The organism is Plantibacter sp. AC185, from assembly GCF_979258065.1.
Genome location: NZ_OZ409831.1, coordinates 1869310 through 1884137, shown reverse-complemented (window position 1 = coordinate 1884137; position 14828 = coordinate 1869310). Strand labels below are relative to the sequence as shown.

General features: G+C 69.6%; 16 protein-coding genes. 9 read left to right on the top strand and 7 right to left on the bottom strand.

All coding sequences use genetic code 11. From position 1 onward, the window contains the following. Positions 1-7: 7 nt before the first annotated feature. Positions 8-310: a hypothetical protein gene (locus ACZZZB_RS09010; RefSeq protein ID WP_085511243.1), complete on the bottom strand. Its 303-nt coding sequence runs from the start codon at positions 308-310 to the stop codon at positions 8-10. A gap of 131 nt (positions 311-441) precedes the next feature. On the opposite strand from ACZZZB_RS09010, the gene ACZZZB_RS09005 reads away from it, so the two are divergent. Further along, positions 442-963, top strand: coding sequence for a MarR family winged helix-turn-helix transcriptional regulator (locus ACZZZB_RS09005; protein WP_079704559.1), 522 nt, complete (start codon positions 442-444; stop codon positions 961-963). A gap of 282 nt (positions 964-1245) precedes the next feature. On the opposite strand, the gene ACZZZB_RS09000 is transcribed toward ACZZZB_RS09005, so the two are convergent. Together ACZZZB_RS09000 and ACZZZB_RS08995 are read right to left on the bottom strand one after the other, a co-directional pair. After that, entirely contained in the window at positions 1246-1563 is a 318-nt protein-coding gene (locus ACZZZB_RS09000; RefSeq protein ID WP_194643152.1) for a DUF7882 family protein, read from the bottom strand. 101 nt (positions 1564-1664) lie between these two features. Beyond that, positions 1665-1979 carry an ArsR/SmtB family transcription factor gene (locus ACZZZB_RS08995; RefSeq protein WP_064295809.1) on the bottom strand — a complete coding sequence of 105 codons (315 nt, stop codon included), beginning with the start codon at positions 1977-1979 and terminating at the stop codon, positions 1665-1667. 82 nt (positions 1980-2061) lie between these two features. On the opposite strand from ACZZZB_RS08995, the gene ACZZZB_RS08990 reads away from it, so the two are divergent. Beyond that, complete coding sequence (locus ACZZZB_RS08990) at positions 2062-3297, top strand: MFS transporter (RefSeq protein WP_463529496.1); 1236 nt, start codon at positions 2062-2064, stop codon at positions 3295-3297. A 22-nt stretch (positions 3298-3319) separates the two neighbouring features. On the opposite strand, the gene ACZZZB_RS08985 is transcribed toward ACZZZB_RS08990, so the two are convergent. Further along, complete coding sequence (locus ACZZZB_RS08985; RefSeq protein ID WP_463529495.1) at positions 3320-3811, bottom strand: Lrp/AsnC family transcriptional regulator; 492 nt, start codon at positions 3809-3811, stop codon at positions 3320-3322. 91 nt (positions 3812-3902) lie between these two features. On the opposite strand from ACZZZB_RS08985, the gene ACZZZB_RS08980 reads away from it, so the two are divergent. Continuing rightward, positions 3903-4571, top strand: a complete 669-nt coding sequence (locus ACZZZB_RS08980) for a YitT family protein (protein ID WP_194599807.1) — start codon at positions 3903-3905, stop codon at positions 4569-4571. A 93-nt stretch (positions 4572-4664) separates the two neighbouring features. On the opposite strand, the gene ACZZZB_RS08975 is transcribed toward ACZZZB_RS08980, so the two are convergent. Further along, positions 4665-5891: a pyridoxal phosphate-dependent aminotransferase gene (locus tag ACZZZB_RS08975; RefSeq protein WP_463529494.1), complete on the bottom strand. Its 1227-nt coding sequence runs from the start codon at positions 5889-5891 to the stop codon at positions 4665-4667. Between the two features lie 82 nt (positions 5892-5973). Then, the gene (locus ACZZZB_RS08970; RefSeq protein ID WP_463529493.1) at positions 5974-6822 is read right to left on the bottom strand and encodes an Abi family protein; all 849 of its coding nucleotides are present in this window, start codon (positions 6820-6822) and stop codon (positions 5974-5976) included. 361 nt (positions 6823-7183) lie between these two features. Here ACZZZB_RS08970 and ACZZZB_RS08965 point away from each other — a divergent pair, with 361 nt between their 5' ends. From ACZZZB_RS08965 to ACZZZB_RS08950, 4 genes are all read left to right on the top strand, one after another. Further along, the gene (locus tag ACZZZB_RS08965; protein WP_194718740.1) at positions 7184-8170 is read left to right on the top strand and encodes a 3-oxoacyl-ACP synthase III; all 987 of its coding nucleotides are present in this window, start codon (positions 7184-7186) and stop codon (positions 8168-8170) included. Continuing rightward, positions 8164-10842 (top strand): alpha/beta fold hydrolase, encoded by a 2679-nt coding sequence (locus ACZZZB_RS08960; protein ID WP_463529492.1) that lies wholly within the window; start codon positions 8164-8166, stop codon positions 10840-10842. Before ACZZZB_RS08965 ends, ACZZZB_RS08960 begins: the two co-directional genes overlap by 7 nt. Then, on the top strand, positions 10839-11807 hold the full coding sequence (locus ACZZZB_RS08955) for an NAD-dependent epimerase/dehydratase family protein (RefSeq protein WP_463529491.1): 969 nt from the start codon (positions 10839-10841) through the stop codon (positions 11805-11807). Before ACZZZB_RS08960 ends, ACZZZB_RS08955 begins: the two co-directional genes overlap by 4 nt. Before the next feature lie 412 nt (positions 11808-12219). Further along, entirely contained in the window at positions 12220-13350 is a 1131-nt protein-coding gene (locus ACZZZB_RS08950) for an epoxide hydrolase (RefSeq protein ID WP_463529490.1), read from the top strand. Between the two features lie 8 nt (positions 13351-13358). Here ACZZZB_RS08950 and ACZZZB_RS08945 read toward each other — a convergent pair whose 3' ends face one another. Next, positions 13359-13805, bottom strand: coding sequence for a MarR family winged helix-turn-helix transcriptional regulator (locus ACZZZB_RS08945; protein WP_463529489.1), 447 nt, complete (start codon positions 13803-13805; stop codon positions 13359-13361). Positions 13806-13868: 63 nt separating this feature from the next. Between ACZZZB_RS08945 and ACZZZB_RS08940 the strand changes: the two genes are divergently transcribed. Beyond that, positions 13869-14237, top strand: coding sequence for a VOC family protein (locus ACZZZB_RS08940; RefSeq protein WP_463529488.1), 369 nt, complete (start codon positions 13869-13871; stop codon positions 14235-14237). 33 nt (positions 14238-14270) lie between these two features. Beyond that, positions 14271-14804, top strand: coding sequence for a P-loop NTPase family protein (locus ACZZZB_RS08935; protein ID WP_463529487.1), 534 nt, complete (start codon positions 14271-14273; stop codon positions 14802-14804). Positions 14805-14828: the final 24 nt, after the last annotated feature.

The window sequence follows — 14828 nt, the reverse complement described above, 5'->3', positions numbered from 1 at the left end:
GGAGTGGTTAGAGGACGGCGAACGCGGTGAAGGCGACGGCGGTCGCGGACACGATCGCGGACGCGGCGACCGCGGCGACGTACGGAAACTGGAGCGTCTTCGCCGGGCCGTTCTCCACCGCCTCCTTGGCGCGGAGCAGGGAGACGAAGACCCCGAGGTCCTTGCCGGTGCTCGAGGCGGCGACGAAGCGGCCGTCCCGGAACTCGACCATGCCGGCGTACTCGCCGTCGACCGAGGCGACCCAGAGGGTCGCGTCCGGCTCAGCCCAGGCGACCGTGGTCGTCGTGCCTCGCTCCAACACCGTGCTCATGACTGCTCCTTGCTCAACGTTCGTGTTGTTAGAGAATCTAGTTATTCATGCGTCTGCATGTACCCCACTTGACATGGCGATCCGGACTCCGCTAGACAATCTCGTTACGAGAACCACTACTGTTGGACTTCATGACCGCCCAAGCCGTTGACGCCCAGCACTACTGGTACGAACAGGACGAGCACGAGCGTGGCCGCCGCATGCTCGAGGCCATGCGTCTGTACCGTGCCGCCGAGGCCGCCATGCGTCGTCGGACCCGCGACGAGATGCACATGGGCGAGAACGACCTCCTCGCGCTGCGGTTCATGCTGCGCGCCAAGCAGGAGCACCGCCTGGTCAGCCCGACGGATCTCGGTGCCTACCTGGGCATCAAGACCTCCTCGGTCACGGTCATGCTCGACCGCCTGGAGGCAGCGGGCCACGTGGTTCGTCGGCCGAGCGAGACCGACCGTCGCCGCGTCACTGTCTCGACCACCGACTTCGCCGACTCCGAGGTCCGCAAGACCTTGAGCCACATGCACCACCGCATGATGGAGGCGACCACCGGGATCGAGCCGGAGATCGCGGCCGGCATCGTCGACTTCCTCGACCGCATGCGCGAGGCCGTCGACTCGATCGACCGCACCGAGCCCGAGGGACAGCCGCAGCACTGAGTGGTCGGACTGAGCCGTCGATGGGCTGGGAGGTCACTCCGTCGGCCCCCTGGTCTGAGGGGAAACAGCGAGGCGGGCCGCACGGTCTGATCCGTGTGACCCGCCTCCGAATGTCTTCGACGATTTCGACCGCGCGCTGCGGGCCCTCCAGGCACCGCTCGAGCCGACTCTCAGAAGTCCCCGACCTTCGATGATCCGATGGTAATCGAGCACGTGTCGGACGACCGATGCTTGAACGGTCGGACCGCTTGTGCTACCCGGGATCGTGCCGGTGGCTGTGCCTCAGTTGTCGGCGGACAGCTCCGGGTAGTCGGCCTCCGGCATCAGCTCGAGCCCCGCCGGCGTGTAGGTGCGGTCGAGCATGGCCTGCAACCAGGCACGGTTGAGCGCGACCGGGCGGGAGCCGGTGAACCGGAAGACGATCGGGACGCCGGTCTCGATCCAGATCGCGTAGCGGCCCGAGCCGTGCGCGGGGTCGATCGTCCACGAGAGGAGGAACGCCTCACCCTTGCGGAGTTTGGAGACGACGACCATCTGCACATGGGCGAGGGTCCGGTCCTCGAGTTCGAGTGCTTCGTTCCCGTACCGCAGCGTTCCCATGTTCCCCAGCCCCCTGTCGTCGTGTGCGCGGTCGATCACCGCGCCGACAATTCTGGCAGCTCCCGTCCACGAGCGGCGAACCCGAGGGGCGGGGGCACCGGTCAGTCGGCGTCGAGGACGGCGTCGAGGAGGCCCGGGAACCGGGTGTCGAGGTCGTCACGCCGCAGGGTGAGCGTGCGGTGGCGACCGTTCGGCTCGTTCCGGATGACGCCGGCCTCGCGGAGCACCTTCATGAGATGGGACTTCGTCGACTTCGGGATCGTGGGGTCGAGGGCGGTGCAGTTCGCGGCGTCCATCGGTCCGTCCCGAAGCTGCCGCACCATCTCGAGTCGGTCGGGATCGCTGAGCGCGAAGAGCACGGCCGGCAGCTCGATCGCCTCGCGGTCGGGGTGCGTGAGATCGGCTGGTGCGGGCATGGTTCGATAATAGTTGAACAATGAGCGGAAAGCGCGTATCGTCCAATCGTTCGATATTTTTGGAACCAAAGGATGCCGCCCCGTGCAGACGACGACCCCGTCACCCCCGACCCGACCCGTGCCCACCGCGGCTGCCGGCGCGCCCGTGCTGCCGCGCCGTCGCTTCGGCTTCGTCCTCGCTGGGCTCGGCAGCACGCTCATGCTCGCCGGCGCCAGCGCTCCGTCACCGTTCTACCCGGAGCTCCAGGAGCGGCTCGGCATCGGCCCGATCGGCGTCACCATCGCCTTCTCGGCCTACGCGCTCGCCCTGCTCGTCGCGCTCCTCACGATCGGCTCGGTCTCGGACCACCTCGGACGTCGCCCGGTCATCACCGCAGGGTTCGTCGTGCTCGCCGCGAGCATGCTGCTCCTCTGGCACGTCGACTCCGGAGCGCTGCTGTACCTCGCCCGCGTGCTCCAAGGGCTCGCCAGTGGGGCACTGCTCTCCACGCTGTCGGCGACCATCATCGATCTGGCCCCGCCCGAACGGCCACGCGCGGCGACCCTGCTGAACGCCATCGCACCGATGATCGGTCTCGCCTCCGGCACGATCCTCGCGGGCGTCCTGCTGCAGACGGTCGCCGACCCGTCGAGCTGGACGTTCCTGCCGCTGGCGATCGCCTATCTGCTCATCGCGGCGTCCATCTGGATCGTGCCGGAGACCTCCGCCCGCGCTCCCGGATGGGCTCGCGCCATCCGTCCCCGCGCAGCCGTCCCCGTCGACGCCCGACGGTTGTTCGTCGTGAGCATCCCGATCGTCCTCGGCGGGTGGGCGACCGGCGGGCTGTTCCTCTCCCTCGGGCCGAGCATCATGCACACGGAACTCGGCGTCGACGGCCAGCTCGGGGGTGCGCTGCTCATCGGGCTGCTGCCGGCCGCTGGGGCCGTCGCCGCCGCGGTGCTGCACCGTCGCCGACCCGTCGTCGCGGCCGTCTACGGGGCGTCCGCACTGTCCGCCGGGACCGTGCTCCTGCTCGTCGCGCTGATCCTCGGGTCGCTCCCGATCGCGGTGGTCGCCGTCGTGATCGCCGGAACCGGGTTCGGCACGGCGTTCATGGGCACGATCGCCTCGCTCGTCCCGCTCGCGCCGGCCGACGAGCGCGCCGAGCTGTTCGCCGCGCTGTACATCGTCGCCTACCTGTCCTTCGGGGTCCCGGCCGTCATCGCGGGTCTCCTCGCCTCGGCCATCGGGCTCCACGCCACGGTCCTCGGCTACGGCACGGTCGTCGCGATCGCCGCGGGCACCGCCGTCGTGGTGCGTGCCCGATCAGCGCGCTGACGGCTTCAGTGCAGTGGCGGATTCAGCGCGCTGACGTCCCCGCGGCGAGGCGATCGAGGAGGGTCGACGCGCGGTAGGGGATGACCTCGATGAGTGAGACCTTCGTGTTCGTCCGGACCACGCCCGGAGCCGCGAGCAGCACCCCGGCGATGCGGTGCAGGTCCTCCGTGTCGTGCGCGACGACCTTCGCGAAGAGGTCTGCGTCGCCGGTGGTCGCGTGTACTTCGACGATCTCCGGGATCGACTCGAGGGCCGCGTAGGCCTCCGTCGCGAGGTCCTGCCGGATGGAGATCTCGATGAACGCGGTGAGGGGGTAGCCCAGCGCCGACAGTCGCACCCGGCGACTCGGGGCGCCGAGTGCGCCGCTCGTCTCGAGTCGACGCAGGCGGGCGTGGACGGTGTTCCTCGCGACGCCGAGGCTGCGTGAGAGGGCGAGCGCCGTCATGGACGGGTCGTCATCGAGCGCGGTCAGGATGCGCGCGTCGAGGTGGTCGATGGTGGCGGGATGAGGCATGTTGCTCACTCTCAGGCTGGGAATCGAGCACGATGACCACTGCACTCTACTCGTGTTGCGCAAGACGATGAGCTGACGCATCGTTGGCGGAATGAGCACCCAGCAGCCGAGCGCCGCGCCGTCGAGCGCGCAGCAGGCTCCCTCCACACCTGCCCCGGCCCCGTCTCCGGTCCGACACGGGGTGGTCGAGGACATCCTCGGCCTGCTCGTCGGCGTCACGGTGGTGTCGTTCGGGCTGTTCATCTTGAAGGCCGGTTCGGCGGTGACCGGCGGGACGGCCGGACTGTCGCTCCTCGTCAGCTACCTCGCGCCCGTGCCGTTCCCGGTGCTGTTCATCGCGATCAACCTGCCGTTCTTCCTGCTCGCGATCCGCGGCAAGGGCTGGGTGTTCACGCTGCGGAGCGGCGGCGCGATCGTGCTCGTGTCCGTCCTGTCCGGGGTGCACCCGCTGTTCCTGCCGGTCGGGCACATCGACCCGTTCTACGCGGCCGTCGTCGGCAACGTGCTCTGCGGCGTCGGCATCCTGATCCTGTTCCGACACCGAGCCAGTCTCGGTGGGTTCAACATCGTCGCGCTGATCCTCCAGGACCGGTTCGGCATCCGCGCGGGCTACGTCCTCATGGCCGTCGACACCGTGGTGGTGCTCGTGTCACTCGTCGCCGTGCCGCCGCTCAACGTGCTCGTCTCGGCGCTCGGCGCGGTCCTGCTGAACCTCATCCTCGCGCTGAACCACCGGCCGGGTCGCTACCTCGGCGTCTAGGGCAGGAGATCCGCCCGGCAGCAGGACGCGCTGCTCGACGACATCCTGCCACCGCGCTGATGTCCTGCTGCCGCGCCTCCTGCTTGACGGCGCCTACTGCTTGTAGGACGACAGGAAGTTGCCGAGCCGCTCGATCGCGTCGGTGAGAACACGCTCCTCCGGCAGGGTGACGACCCGCAGGTGGTCGGGGTCCGGCCAGTTGAAGCCCGTGCCCTGGACGAGCAGGATGTGCTCCGCCACCAGCAGGTCGTGGACGAGCTGCTCGTCGTCGTGGATCTCGTGGACCTCCGGGTCGAGGCGAGGGAAGGCGTAGAGCGCGCCCATTGGCTTGGTGCACGAGACGCCCGGGATGGAGTTGAGACCGGCCCAGGTGGCGTCGCGCTGCTCGAGCAGGCGGCCGCTCGGTGCGATGAGGGCGTCGATCGACTGCACGCCGGAAAGCGCCGCCTGCACGGCGTGCTGCGCCGGCACGTTCGGGCACAGACGCGTGGACGCCAGGAGGTTGATGCCCTCGAGGAAGCCGCGCGCATGGTCACGCGGTCCCGTGATGACGAGCCAGCCGGACCGGTAGCCGGCGACGCGGTAGGTCTTGGACAGGCCGTTGAAGGTGAGGCAGAGGAGGTCGGGGGCGACGGTCGCCATCGGGATGTGGACGGCGTCGTCGTACAGGATGCGGTCGTAGATCTCGTCGGCGAGCAGCAGCAGCCCGTGCTCGCGTGCGACCCCGGCGATCTGCTCCAGCACCTCGCGGGAGTAGACCGCCCCCGTGGGGTTGTTCGGGTTGATGACGACGATCGCCTTGGTGTTCGGCGTGATCTTGGAGCGGATGTCCTCGATGTCGGGCGCCCAGTCCGCCTCCTCATCGCAGCGATAGTGCACCGGGGTGCCGCCCGCGAGGCTCGTCATCGCCGTCCACAGCGGGTAGTCGGGCGCGGGGATGAGCACCTCGTCGCCGTCGTCGAGCAGGGCCTGCATCGTCATCGTGATGAGCTCGGAGACGCCGTTGCCGAGGAACACCCACTCCGGGTCGACGCGGGGGAACCCCTCCATCTCCTCGTAGCGGTAGGAGACGGCCTGGCGCGCGGAGAGGATGCCGCGGCTGTCGCTGTACCCGTGGGAGTGGGGGAGCGCGGCGATCATGTCGCGCACGATCTGGTGCGGTGCCTCGAAGTCGAAGATGGCGGGGTTGCCGGTGTTGAGTTTGAGGATGCGGTGCCCGTCGGCCTCGAGACGCACGGCCTCGACGAGGGCCTTCCCCCGGATCTCATAGAGGACGCTTTTCAGCTTGGAGGACTGGTCGAGGGTGCGGCGGGTGGTCATCCCCACAGGCTACTGCGGCGACCTGCGCGCGTGGCAGTGCCACTGCCAACCGCATGGCTCGTGAGGCATTCGGGCGGGATGGTCACGCGTCGCTGGGATCCGAGACCCCCTGCCAGTACAAGGAGCTGCTCGTCACCAAGCGGTGAACCGCGTCCGCGAACGTGGTGTCGTTGCGGACCTGCATGACCATGTGCCCGAGGACGGAGATGACGCCCCACGGTGCGCCGACGAAGTCGCGAGGCCTGACTCCCGGCGCAAACGCTCCGGAGAACAATCGTGGCTGATCCTGTTGGACAGGCCGGTTCCAGATGCGGCTGTGGTGCGCGCACACGTTCCTGAATACGGCGACCGCACGAAGGTTGGACGAGGCCGAAGACAAGAGCCCGTCGTCGTAACCGAAGCGCTTCGCCACCCGCCGCTGGGTCTCCCGGTCGGCGAGAAGCCCGAACATCCGAGACAGCGTCCCGAACGACATCGCCTCGGTCGCGACCCAGAGCGGCACCGAACCGTCTCCCGTCGCGCGATGATGCCTGACGTGACGCTCCTTCGACCGCGCGATGTCGTCGCGAATGTCTGAGAGCAGTTTCGCTCGGTGGCTTCTCCCGCTGGCATCGACTCTGTCCGAGTAGGTCGTCTCCTGGAGATACTCGGCCCCCAGGCCGCCCGGTGTACACAGATTTGCGATCAACGACGCCCGGAGCGCCACTTCGACCTCGGAGATGCCTTCGAGCAGGAGGTTCCGAAGCTCAGCGTCGAGGCGGTAGATGTCGAGGACCTCCAAGAACTCCGTTCCATGAAGGAATGCGTTCCTCCCTGCACTCGGATCGATCTGGAAATACCGCCAGTACCCAGAGAGCCGGAAGTAGCCGTGTGTCATGAGCGCGCGGGGGAGATGGCCCGCCTCGTCGACGAGTCCCCGGGCTTCGAGCAACCCGACTTGCTCAGAGATCGAAAGTGAGCGCTTACCCCCGCCCGCCGCGTGCGTCGACAATGGCCCCCCGACCGATACAAAAAGGCCCCCCGACCGATCCCGGCATCCGCTGAAGGACACTGCAGGATCCCCGGGGGGAACTGTTAGGACAATCGTAACAGGCCCATCCCGTGGCGAACATGCTTGTGGACAGTTCGCGGTGGCGCTGTCGGGCTGGGTACCCGCTGTCAACAACGGGGACACGATTCGTCCACGTTCAGGGTAGAGGAGTACCGTCAGACGCTGGCGGTCAAGACTGCCTGGTCAGAGGCACGGAGGAATCGTGACCGGAAACGCAACTACCCGATTCGACAATGTGGCCATGTTGTCGGTGGCGAGCACGCTGCCGTCCGCAGTGGTGACCTCGGTCGAGATCGAAGAGGGCCTCGCGGCCGCGATGAAACGCGCCCGCCTCCCGAAGGGCATCCTGCGACGTGTCGCCGGTGTGGTCGAGCGACGACACTGGGGGCCCGGCGAGAACTCGGACGACGCCACGGTGTCCGCCGGTCGCCGTGCGCTCGCCGAGGCCGGCATCTCGCCCTCGCAGATCGGGCTCATGATCAACACCTCGGTCACGCGGCAACACCTCGAGCCCTCCGTCGCCGTCCGCATCCACGACGGTCTCGGCCTCCCGAGCTCGGCCATCAACTTCGACATCGCCAACGCCTGCCTCGGCTTCGTGACCGGCATGACGATGGCGGCCGCGATGATCGAGTCCGGCCAGATCGAGTACGCGCTCATCGTCAACGGCGAGGACGCGAGCGAGGTGCACGCCAACACGATCGAGCGCCTCAGCGGCAGCACCATCGATCGCGACGACTTCATGAGCGAGTTCGCCTCCCTCACCCTCGGCTCCGGGGCCGCCGCCGCCGTCATCGGGCCGGCCGACCGTCACCCCGAGGGACACCGCATCCTCGGCGGCGTCACCCGCGCTGCGACGGAGTTCAACCACCTCTGCGTCGGCAGCGTCGACGGCATGTTCACCGACGCCCGAGCGCTTCTCAAGGGCGGGCTCGACCTCGTCGTCTCCGCCTGGAAGGAAGCCGCCGGCGACTCGTGGCGCTGGTCGAAGATGGACCGCTACATCACCCACCAGGTGTCGTCCATCCACACGGACTCCATGGTGAAGGCCGCCTCGCTCGACCGCAGTCGCGTGCCGGTCACCTATCCCTACCTCGGCAACGTCGGACCGGCCTCCATCCCGATCACCCTCGCCGACCAACAGTCGACGCTGAACAAGGGCGACCGCGTCCTCCTCATGGGCGTCGGCTCGGGGCTGAACACCGGCCTCATGGAACTCGCGTGGTAGCGGGCACGGTCGCCGCGAACGTCGGCCTGCGGACCATGGGCGTGCGCGCCGCCGGTCTGCCGGGCCTGCCCGCGCGGTACTCGCACCGCATCGACGTCCCCGGTCGCCTGGCCGACGACGGCGTGACGAGGAACTGGCACTACCTCGACACCGCCGAGGCGCTCAGCGACGCCGGTGTCGAGCCGGTCGGCACCATCCTCGCCGTCCACGGCAACCCGACCTGGTCGTACCTCTGGCGTTCGCTCATCACCCGGTCCGTCGAGCAGGCCCAGGCCGGCGGGACTGCCTGGCGCGTCGTCGCCGTCGACCAGCTCGAGATGGGCTGGTCCGAGCGGACCGAGGTCACCCGCACGCTCGAACAGCGGATCGCCGACCTCGCAGCCTTCTCCGACGCACTCGGCCTGACCGGTCCAGTCGTCACCCTCGGTCACGACTGGGGCGGCGTCATCTCCCTCGGCTGGGCCACCGAGCACCCTGAGCTCCTCGTCGGGTCGATGCTGCTCAACACGGCCGTGCACCACCCGGAGGGCACCCCGATCCCCGCGCCACTGCGGCTCGCCGGCGCTCGCGGCATGCTCGGTGCCGGCTCGGTCCAGACGACCGCCTTCCTCGACACGACGTTGTCGCTCGCCTCCCCGCCGCTCGACCGCGACGTCCGCGAGGCATACCGCAGCCCGTACTCCGCGCCCGCGCGCCGTCGCGGCATCGGCGCGTTCGTCGCCGACATCCCGGCGACCCCGGAGCATGTCAGCTTCCCGCGTCTCGAGCGCCTCGCCGACGACGTCGCCCAGCTCCGCGTCCCGGCGCTCATGCTGTGGGGCCCGCGCGACCCGATCTTCAGCGACCGCTACCTCGACGACCTCGCCGACCGCCTCCCGCACGCCGAGGTCCACCGCTTCGCCGGCGCGGGTCACCTCGTCATCGAGGACGCCCCGGTCGCCGAGTCGTTGCTCACCTGGCTCGACGACAGCCTGCCGCAGGGCGCGCCGGTCGAAGCGGCTCCGATGGAGTCCGCCGCCGCGACGACCGAGCAGCCCGATTTCGAACCGCTCTGGCGGCGGTTGGACGAGCGGCGTACCGACGACAGCGATGCGATCGTCGAACAGCGCGGTTCGGGTGCGGCCCGTCGCGTCAGCTGGCGGCAACTCGACGACCGCGTGACACGCCTGGCCGCCGGCCTGCACCGCTTCGGTGTCCGGCGCGGCGACCGCGTCTCGCTGCTCGTCACGCCCGGCGCCACGCTCACCGCCGTGATCTACGCCTGCCTGCGCATCGGTGCGGTCGTGGTCGTCGCCGACGCCGGTCTCGGCGTCAAAGGCCTCCACCGTGCGGTCCGAGGCGCGTGGCCCGCGTACGTCATCGGCGAGACCAAGGGCCTCGCCGCTGCGCGCGCGCTCGGTTGGCCGGGCATGAAGATCTCCGCCGCCCGCCTCCCCGGCGCGACCGCGACGGCCCTCGGCGTCTCGCACAGCCTCAAGGACCTGCTCGACACCCGTACGACGCCTGAGCTGCCCAGCGAACCCGGCCCGACCGACCTCGCGGCGATCCTGTACACCTCGGGATCGACCGGCCCGGCGAAGGGCGTGAAGTACACCCACGCGCAGCTGTCGTCCTTGCGTGACGTCCTCTCGGAACACTTCGCGATCACCGCCGATTCGGGGCTCGTCACCGGGTTCGCGCCCTTCGCGCTGCTCGGCCCGGCGCTCGGAGCCCGTTCCTCGACGCCGGAGATGGACATCTCGGCGCCCCGGACGCTCACCGCTCGAGCGGTCGCTGCGGCCGTGGCGGAGACGGACGCCGACATCGTGTTCCTCTCGCCGGCCGCCATCCTGAACGTGGTCGCGACGGCCGACGCGCTCGACAGTGCGGACCGTCAGGCGCTCCAGGGCGTCAGGACCGTGCTCTCGACGGGCGCGCCCGTCAGCCGCCAGCTCCTCACGGCACTCGTGGGTGTCCTGCCCAACGCCTCTGCGCACGCGGTGTACGGCATGACCGAGTGTCTGCTCGTCTCGGACATCACCCTCGACACGCTGCCCGACGAGGACACCGAGCACGCGGGGGTGTGCGTCGGGACGCCCATCGGCGGCGTCGACGTGCGCATCAGCCCGCTCGACGAGGCCGGACGCGCCACGGGTGCGCCGACGCAGGACGCGGACCGCCTCGGCGAGGTCATCATCTCGGCCGAGCACCTCAAGTCGCAGTACGACCGGCTCTGGCTGACCGACCTGGCCGCCGTCCGCGACGTCGCCGATGACGGACGCTGGCACCGCACCGGCGATGTCGGGCATCTCGACGCCGATGGCCGCCTCTGGATCGAGGGCCGTCTGCCGCACGTGATCGCGACCCAGGACGGACCGATCGCTCCGGTCGGATCGGAGCAGGCGATCGAGACGGTGCCGCTCGTTCGCCGCGCCGCCGTCGTGGGCGTCGGCCCCGAGGGCCTCCGCCAGTGCGTCGCGATCGTCGAGACGACCGCGGGCACGAAGCGGGTCCAGCTCGCCGAGGCCCAGCTCGCAGCACAGGTGCGGGACGCCTCACCGCAGCCGCTCGTCGCCGTCTTCGTGGTCCCCGAGCTGCCGACCGACATCCGCCACAACTCCAAGATCGACCGCACCCACCTGTCGGTGTGGGCGGAAGGCATCCTGGCCGGTGAACGGCTGAGCACCCCGTGACCGTCCTCGTCACCGGCGCGAGCGGCATGCTCGGCCGCGAGGTCGCCCTCGAGCTGCTCCGCGGTGGACATCCCGTCCGGGTGCTGCAGCGTGGACCGTCGGCACTCACCGACGTCGAGGAGGTGCGCGGATCCATCACCGACGCATCAGTCGTCGAGTCGGCGATGGAGGGTGTCGACGCGGTCGTGCATCTGGCCGCGAAGGTCTCGTTGGCGGGTGACCCGGCGGAGTTCGAGCGGGTCAACGTCGCCGGGGCCGAGGTCGTCCTCGACGCGGCTGAGACCGCGGGCGTCTCGCGGTTCGTCCACATCTCCTCGCCGTCCGTCGCGCACGGTGGCTCTGCGCTCGTGGGTGTCGGTGCGGAACCGGCCGATCCGGGCGCGGCTCGCGGTGAGTACGCGCGCACGAAGGCGCAGGGCGAGCTGCTCGCCCTCGCGCGGGACCGCCGCGGCTTCGCGGTCGTCGTCGTGCGGCCGCACCTCGTCTGGGGTCCAGGCGATCCGCAGCTCGTCGAGCGCATCGTCGACCGTGCGCGCCGCGGCCGGTTGCCCCTGCTCGACGACGGCACCGCGCTCATCGACAGCACGTACGTCGCGAACGCAGCGTCGGCCATCGCCGCGGCACTCGAACGTGCGGAGACGGCACATGGCCGTGCGTTCGTGGTGACGAACGGGGAGCCGCGTCCGGTCGGCGAGCTGCTGGCAGGCATCTGCCGTGCTGCCGGCGTGAAGCCGCCCGCCTTCAGCGTCCCCGCCGGTGTCGCCCGAGCTGCCGGTGGGCTCGTCGAGCGCCTGTGGAGCATCCGCCCCGGCGCCGATGAGCCGCCGATGACGCGCTTCCTCGCGGAGCAGCTGTCGACCGCGCACTGGTTCGACCAGCGCCAGACCCGCGCGGCCTTGCACTGGACGCCGGCTGTCTCGATCGACGAGGGCCTCGAGCGCCTGGCGGCGCACTACCTCGCCTGAATCAGACACCGGGCAGGTGTCCTGCAGTCGGTCACTGATACTCAGAACCAGACCCGCCGCAACGTTCCAGACACCCGAATGCCGGCTCAAGCGGCGGCGGGGTCTGGGCCACAACCGGGCGAGGGAGCCCGGTACAGATCATGTTACGCGCTGAATCCGGTCGTTTCGGCGGAATGCTCGGTCCGTTCGCAAGATGGCTATCCGAACCTCGGTACCGGAACCCAGCCCCGCCGCTGCGATCCAGACATTCGGGTGCCGGCTCAAGCGGCGGCGGGGTCTGGGCCACAACCGGGCGAGGGAGCCCGGTACCGGCGATGCTACCGGTCGCGACGGGCGGTGTCATCAGTGGGTTGTGCAGCATCGCGCCCTCGTCTCATGCCCCCTGTCGGACGTCTGCTCTAGCGTCGAGCGCATGCGTTCGTTCCGGATCCAGGTGCCCGATGCCGACCTCGAGGACCTGCGGCGGCGTCTCGACGCGGTTCGCCTCCCCGCCGCGATCGGTGACGCCGGCGAGGAGAGCGCCCTCTCGCTCGACCGGTTGCGGTCGCTCGTCGTCCGCTGGCGGGACGGCTTCGACTGGCGGCGCATCGAACGCGAACTCGATGACGTGCCGCAGTTCGAGGCGGAGGTCGACCGGCAGCGGCTGCATGTCGCGCGGCTACCGGCGCCGGACGGCGTCACGGTGACGGTCCCGGTGATCGCGTTCCACGGCTGGCCCTACTCCTTCATCGAGATGCTGCCGCTGGCGAAGGAACTCGCAGGACGCACGGTCGACCTCGGCGACGGCCGGACACTCGGCTTCGAGGTCGTCGTCCCCTCCCTGCCCGGGTACGGGTTCTCAGCGCCCCTCGCAGGCCGGCCGTTCACCGGCCCGGTGGTCGCCGAGCTCATGCACGCGCTCATGACCGAGACGCTGGGGCACGCGAGCTACCTCACCTACGGCGAGGACGTCGGGTCGACGACGAGCGACTGGCTCGCGGCGCTCCATCCCGAGTCGGTCGTCGGTCAGTTCGCGACGCATGCCGCCTTCCCGTCGGCGTCCCGAGCGCGCGACCTCACCGCCGAGGAGCAGGACTGGCTCGATCGACACGACCAGGAGTGGGCTCGCGGTCTCGCCTATGCCCGGGTGCAGGCCACCAGGCCCGAGATCCTCGCGACGGCCCTCAACGATTCGCCGGTGGGCCTCGCCGCATGGATCGTGGAGAAGCTCCTCGCGTGGGCGGGAGAGGGCGACTGGTGGACCGACGACGAGCTGCTGACCACGGTCTCGCTGTACTGGTTCACGCAGAGCGTCGGATCATCGTTCCGGCCGTATCGCGACCACCCGAAGCAGCCCGAACTCCCGCTGATCGACGTGCCCGTGGCCGTCGCCGTGCAGACGGGCGAACGCGGATTCCCGCGCTCCTACGCGGCGAGGGCGTACAGCGACATCCGGAGCTGGACGGAACTGGATCGCGGGGCGCACTTCACGGCCTGGCAGGTCCCGGTCGCTGTGGCGGACCGGATCCAGGCGTTCGTGGAGACCCTTCCCATCACCGACTGACGGGCGCCTCAGCGCTCGTCGTCGCGAAGTGATCGGATCATGCTGCGCAGGACGACGAGTGCCTCCCGCTGCTGATCGGCGTTCAGGCCGCTCAGCATTCGGACCTCGACCGATCGCACGGCGGCGGTCGCCTGCGCGAGGTGCTCACGACCGAGCGGCGTGAGCCGGGTCGGCAGCGCCTTGCCGACGGGGGCCTGTTCGGGGCGGCTGACGAAGCCGTCGCGCTCGAGGGCCTGCAGGAGCACGTTCATCGACTGTCGGGTGACGAAGGCGCCGCGGGCGAGGTCGGAGTTCGACAGCCCAGGTCGCTGGGCGAGGAGTTCGAGGCAGGAGTAGTGCGTGATCGTCATGCCGAGTGGTCGCAACACCGCCTCCATCGCTGAGCGGAGCGCGCTCGACGCCTCCTTCAGGAGGTACCCCAGCGAGGTGTCCAGTTCGATCCCGTCTTGACTCATGTCAGTATTCTGACATAGGCTGAGTGTGTCAGGTAATTGACACGACAGAAATGGACGCACATCATGCCCGTCACCGGACCGGACTTCATCTCCCTCCAGGTCACCGACCTCGACGCCTCGCAGGCCTTCTATGAGCAGTACCTCGGCCTCGTCCGCTCGCAGGCCGGCCCGCCGCACGCGGTCGTCTTCGAGACGTCGCCGACCGCCTTCGCCCTGCGCGACATCGTCCCCGGAACCGATCTCGCCTCCGCACCCCAGCCTGGGATCGGCGCGGCGATCTGGCTGCACGCCACGGACGTCCAGGAGATCCACGACACGCTCGTCGCCGACGGGCACACGATCGTCTCGGCTCCCATCGACGGCCCGTTCGGTCGCACCTTCACCTTCGCCGACCCGGACGGCTACCAGCTGACCCTCCACGACCGCGCCTGAGCTCGTCCGCGTCCGACCGGTCAGAATGGACGGATGCGACGATCGAGAGTGCACGTGATGGGTGCGAGTGGCAGTGGCGTGACCACGCTCGGGCGGGCGCTCGCCGACCACTGGTCCGTCCCGCACGCCGACGCCGACGACTACTTCTGGGTGCCGACCGACCCGCCCTATGTCACCAAGCGTTCTGACGCGGAGCGGGTGCAACTCATGCGCGAGCTGTTCGTACCGCGCGAGGCCTGGGTCCTGTCGGGCTCGATGCCCGGCTGGGGTGACGAGATCGTCGCCGAATGCGACGCGATCGTCTTCGTGATTCTCGATCCGGCCGAGCGGCTGCGGCGTCTGGAGGCCCGAGAGATCGAGCGGCGGGCCGGCGAACCGCATGACGACCGTGCGTGGCGGGAGTTCCGTGAATGGGCGAGCGGCTACGACGACCCTGCGTTCGACGGCCGGAGTCGGGCGTCGCACGAGGCCTGGCTCGTGACCCTGCCGCAACCGGTCCTCCGGGTCGACGGTGGTCTGTCGCGAACCGAACTCCTCGACGTCGTCCTGGCCTGGGAACCGTCCTGACGGGTGTCGACGGCCCGGGCTGTC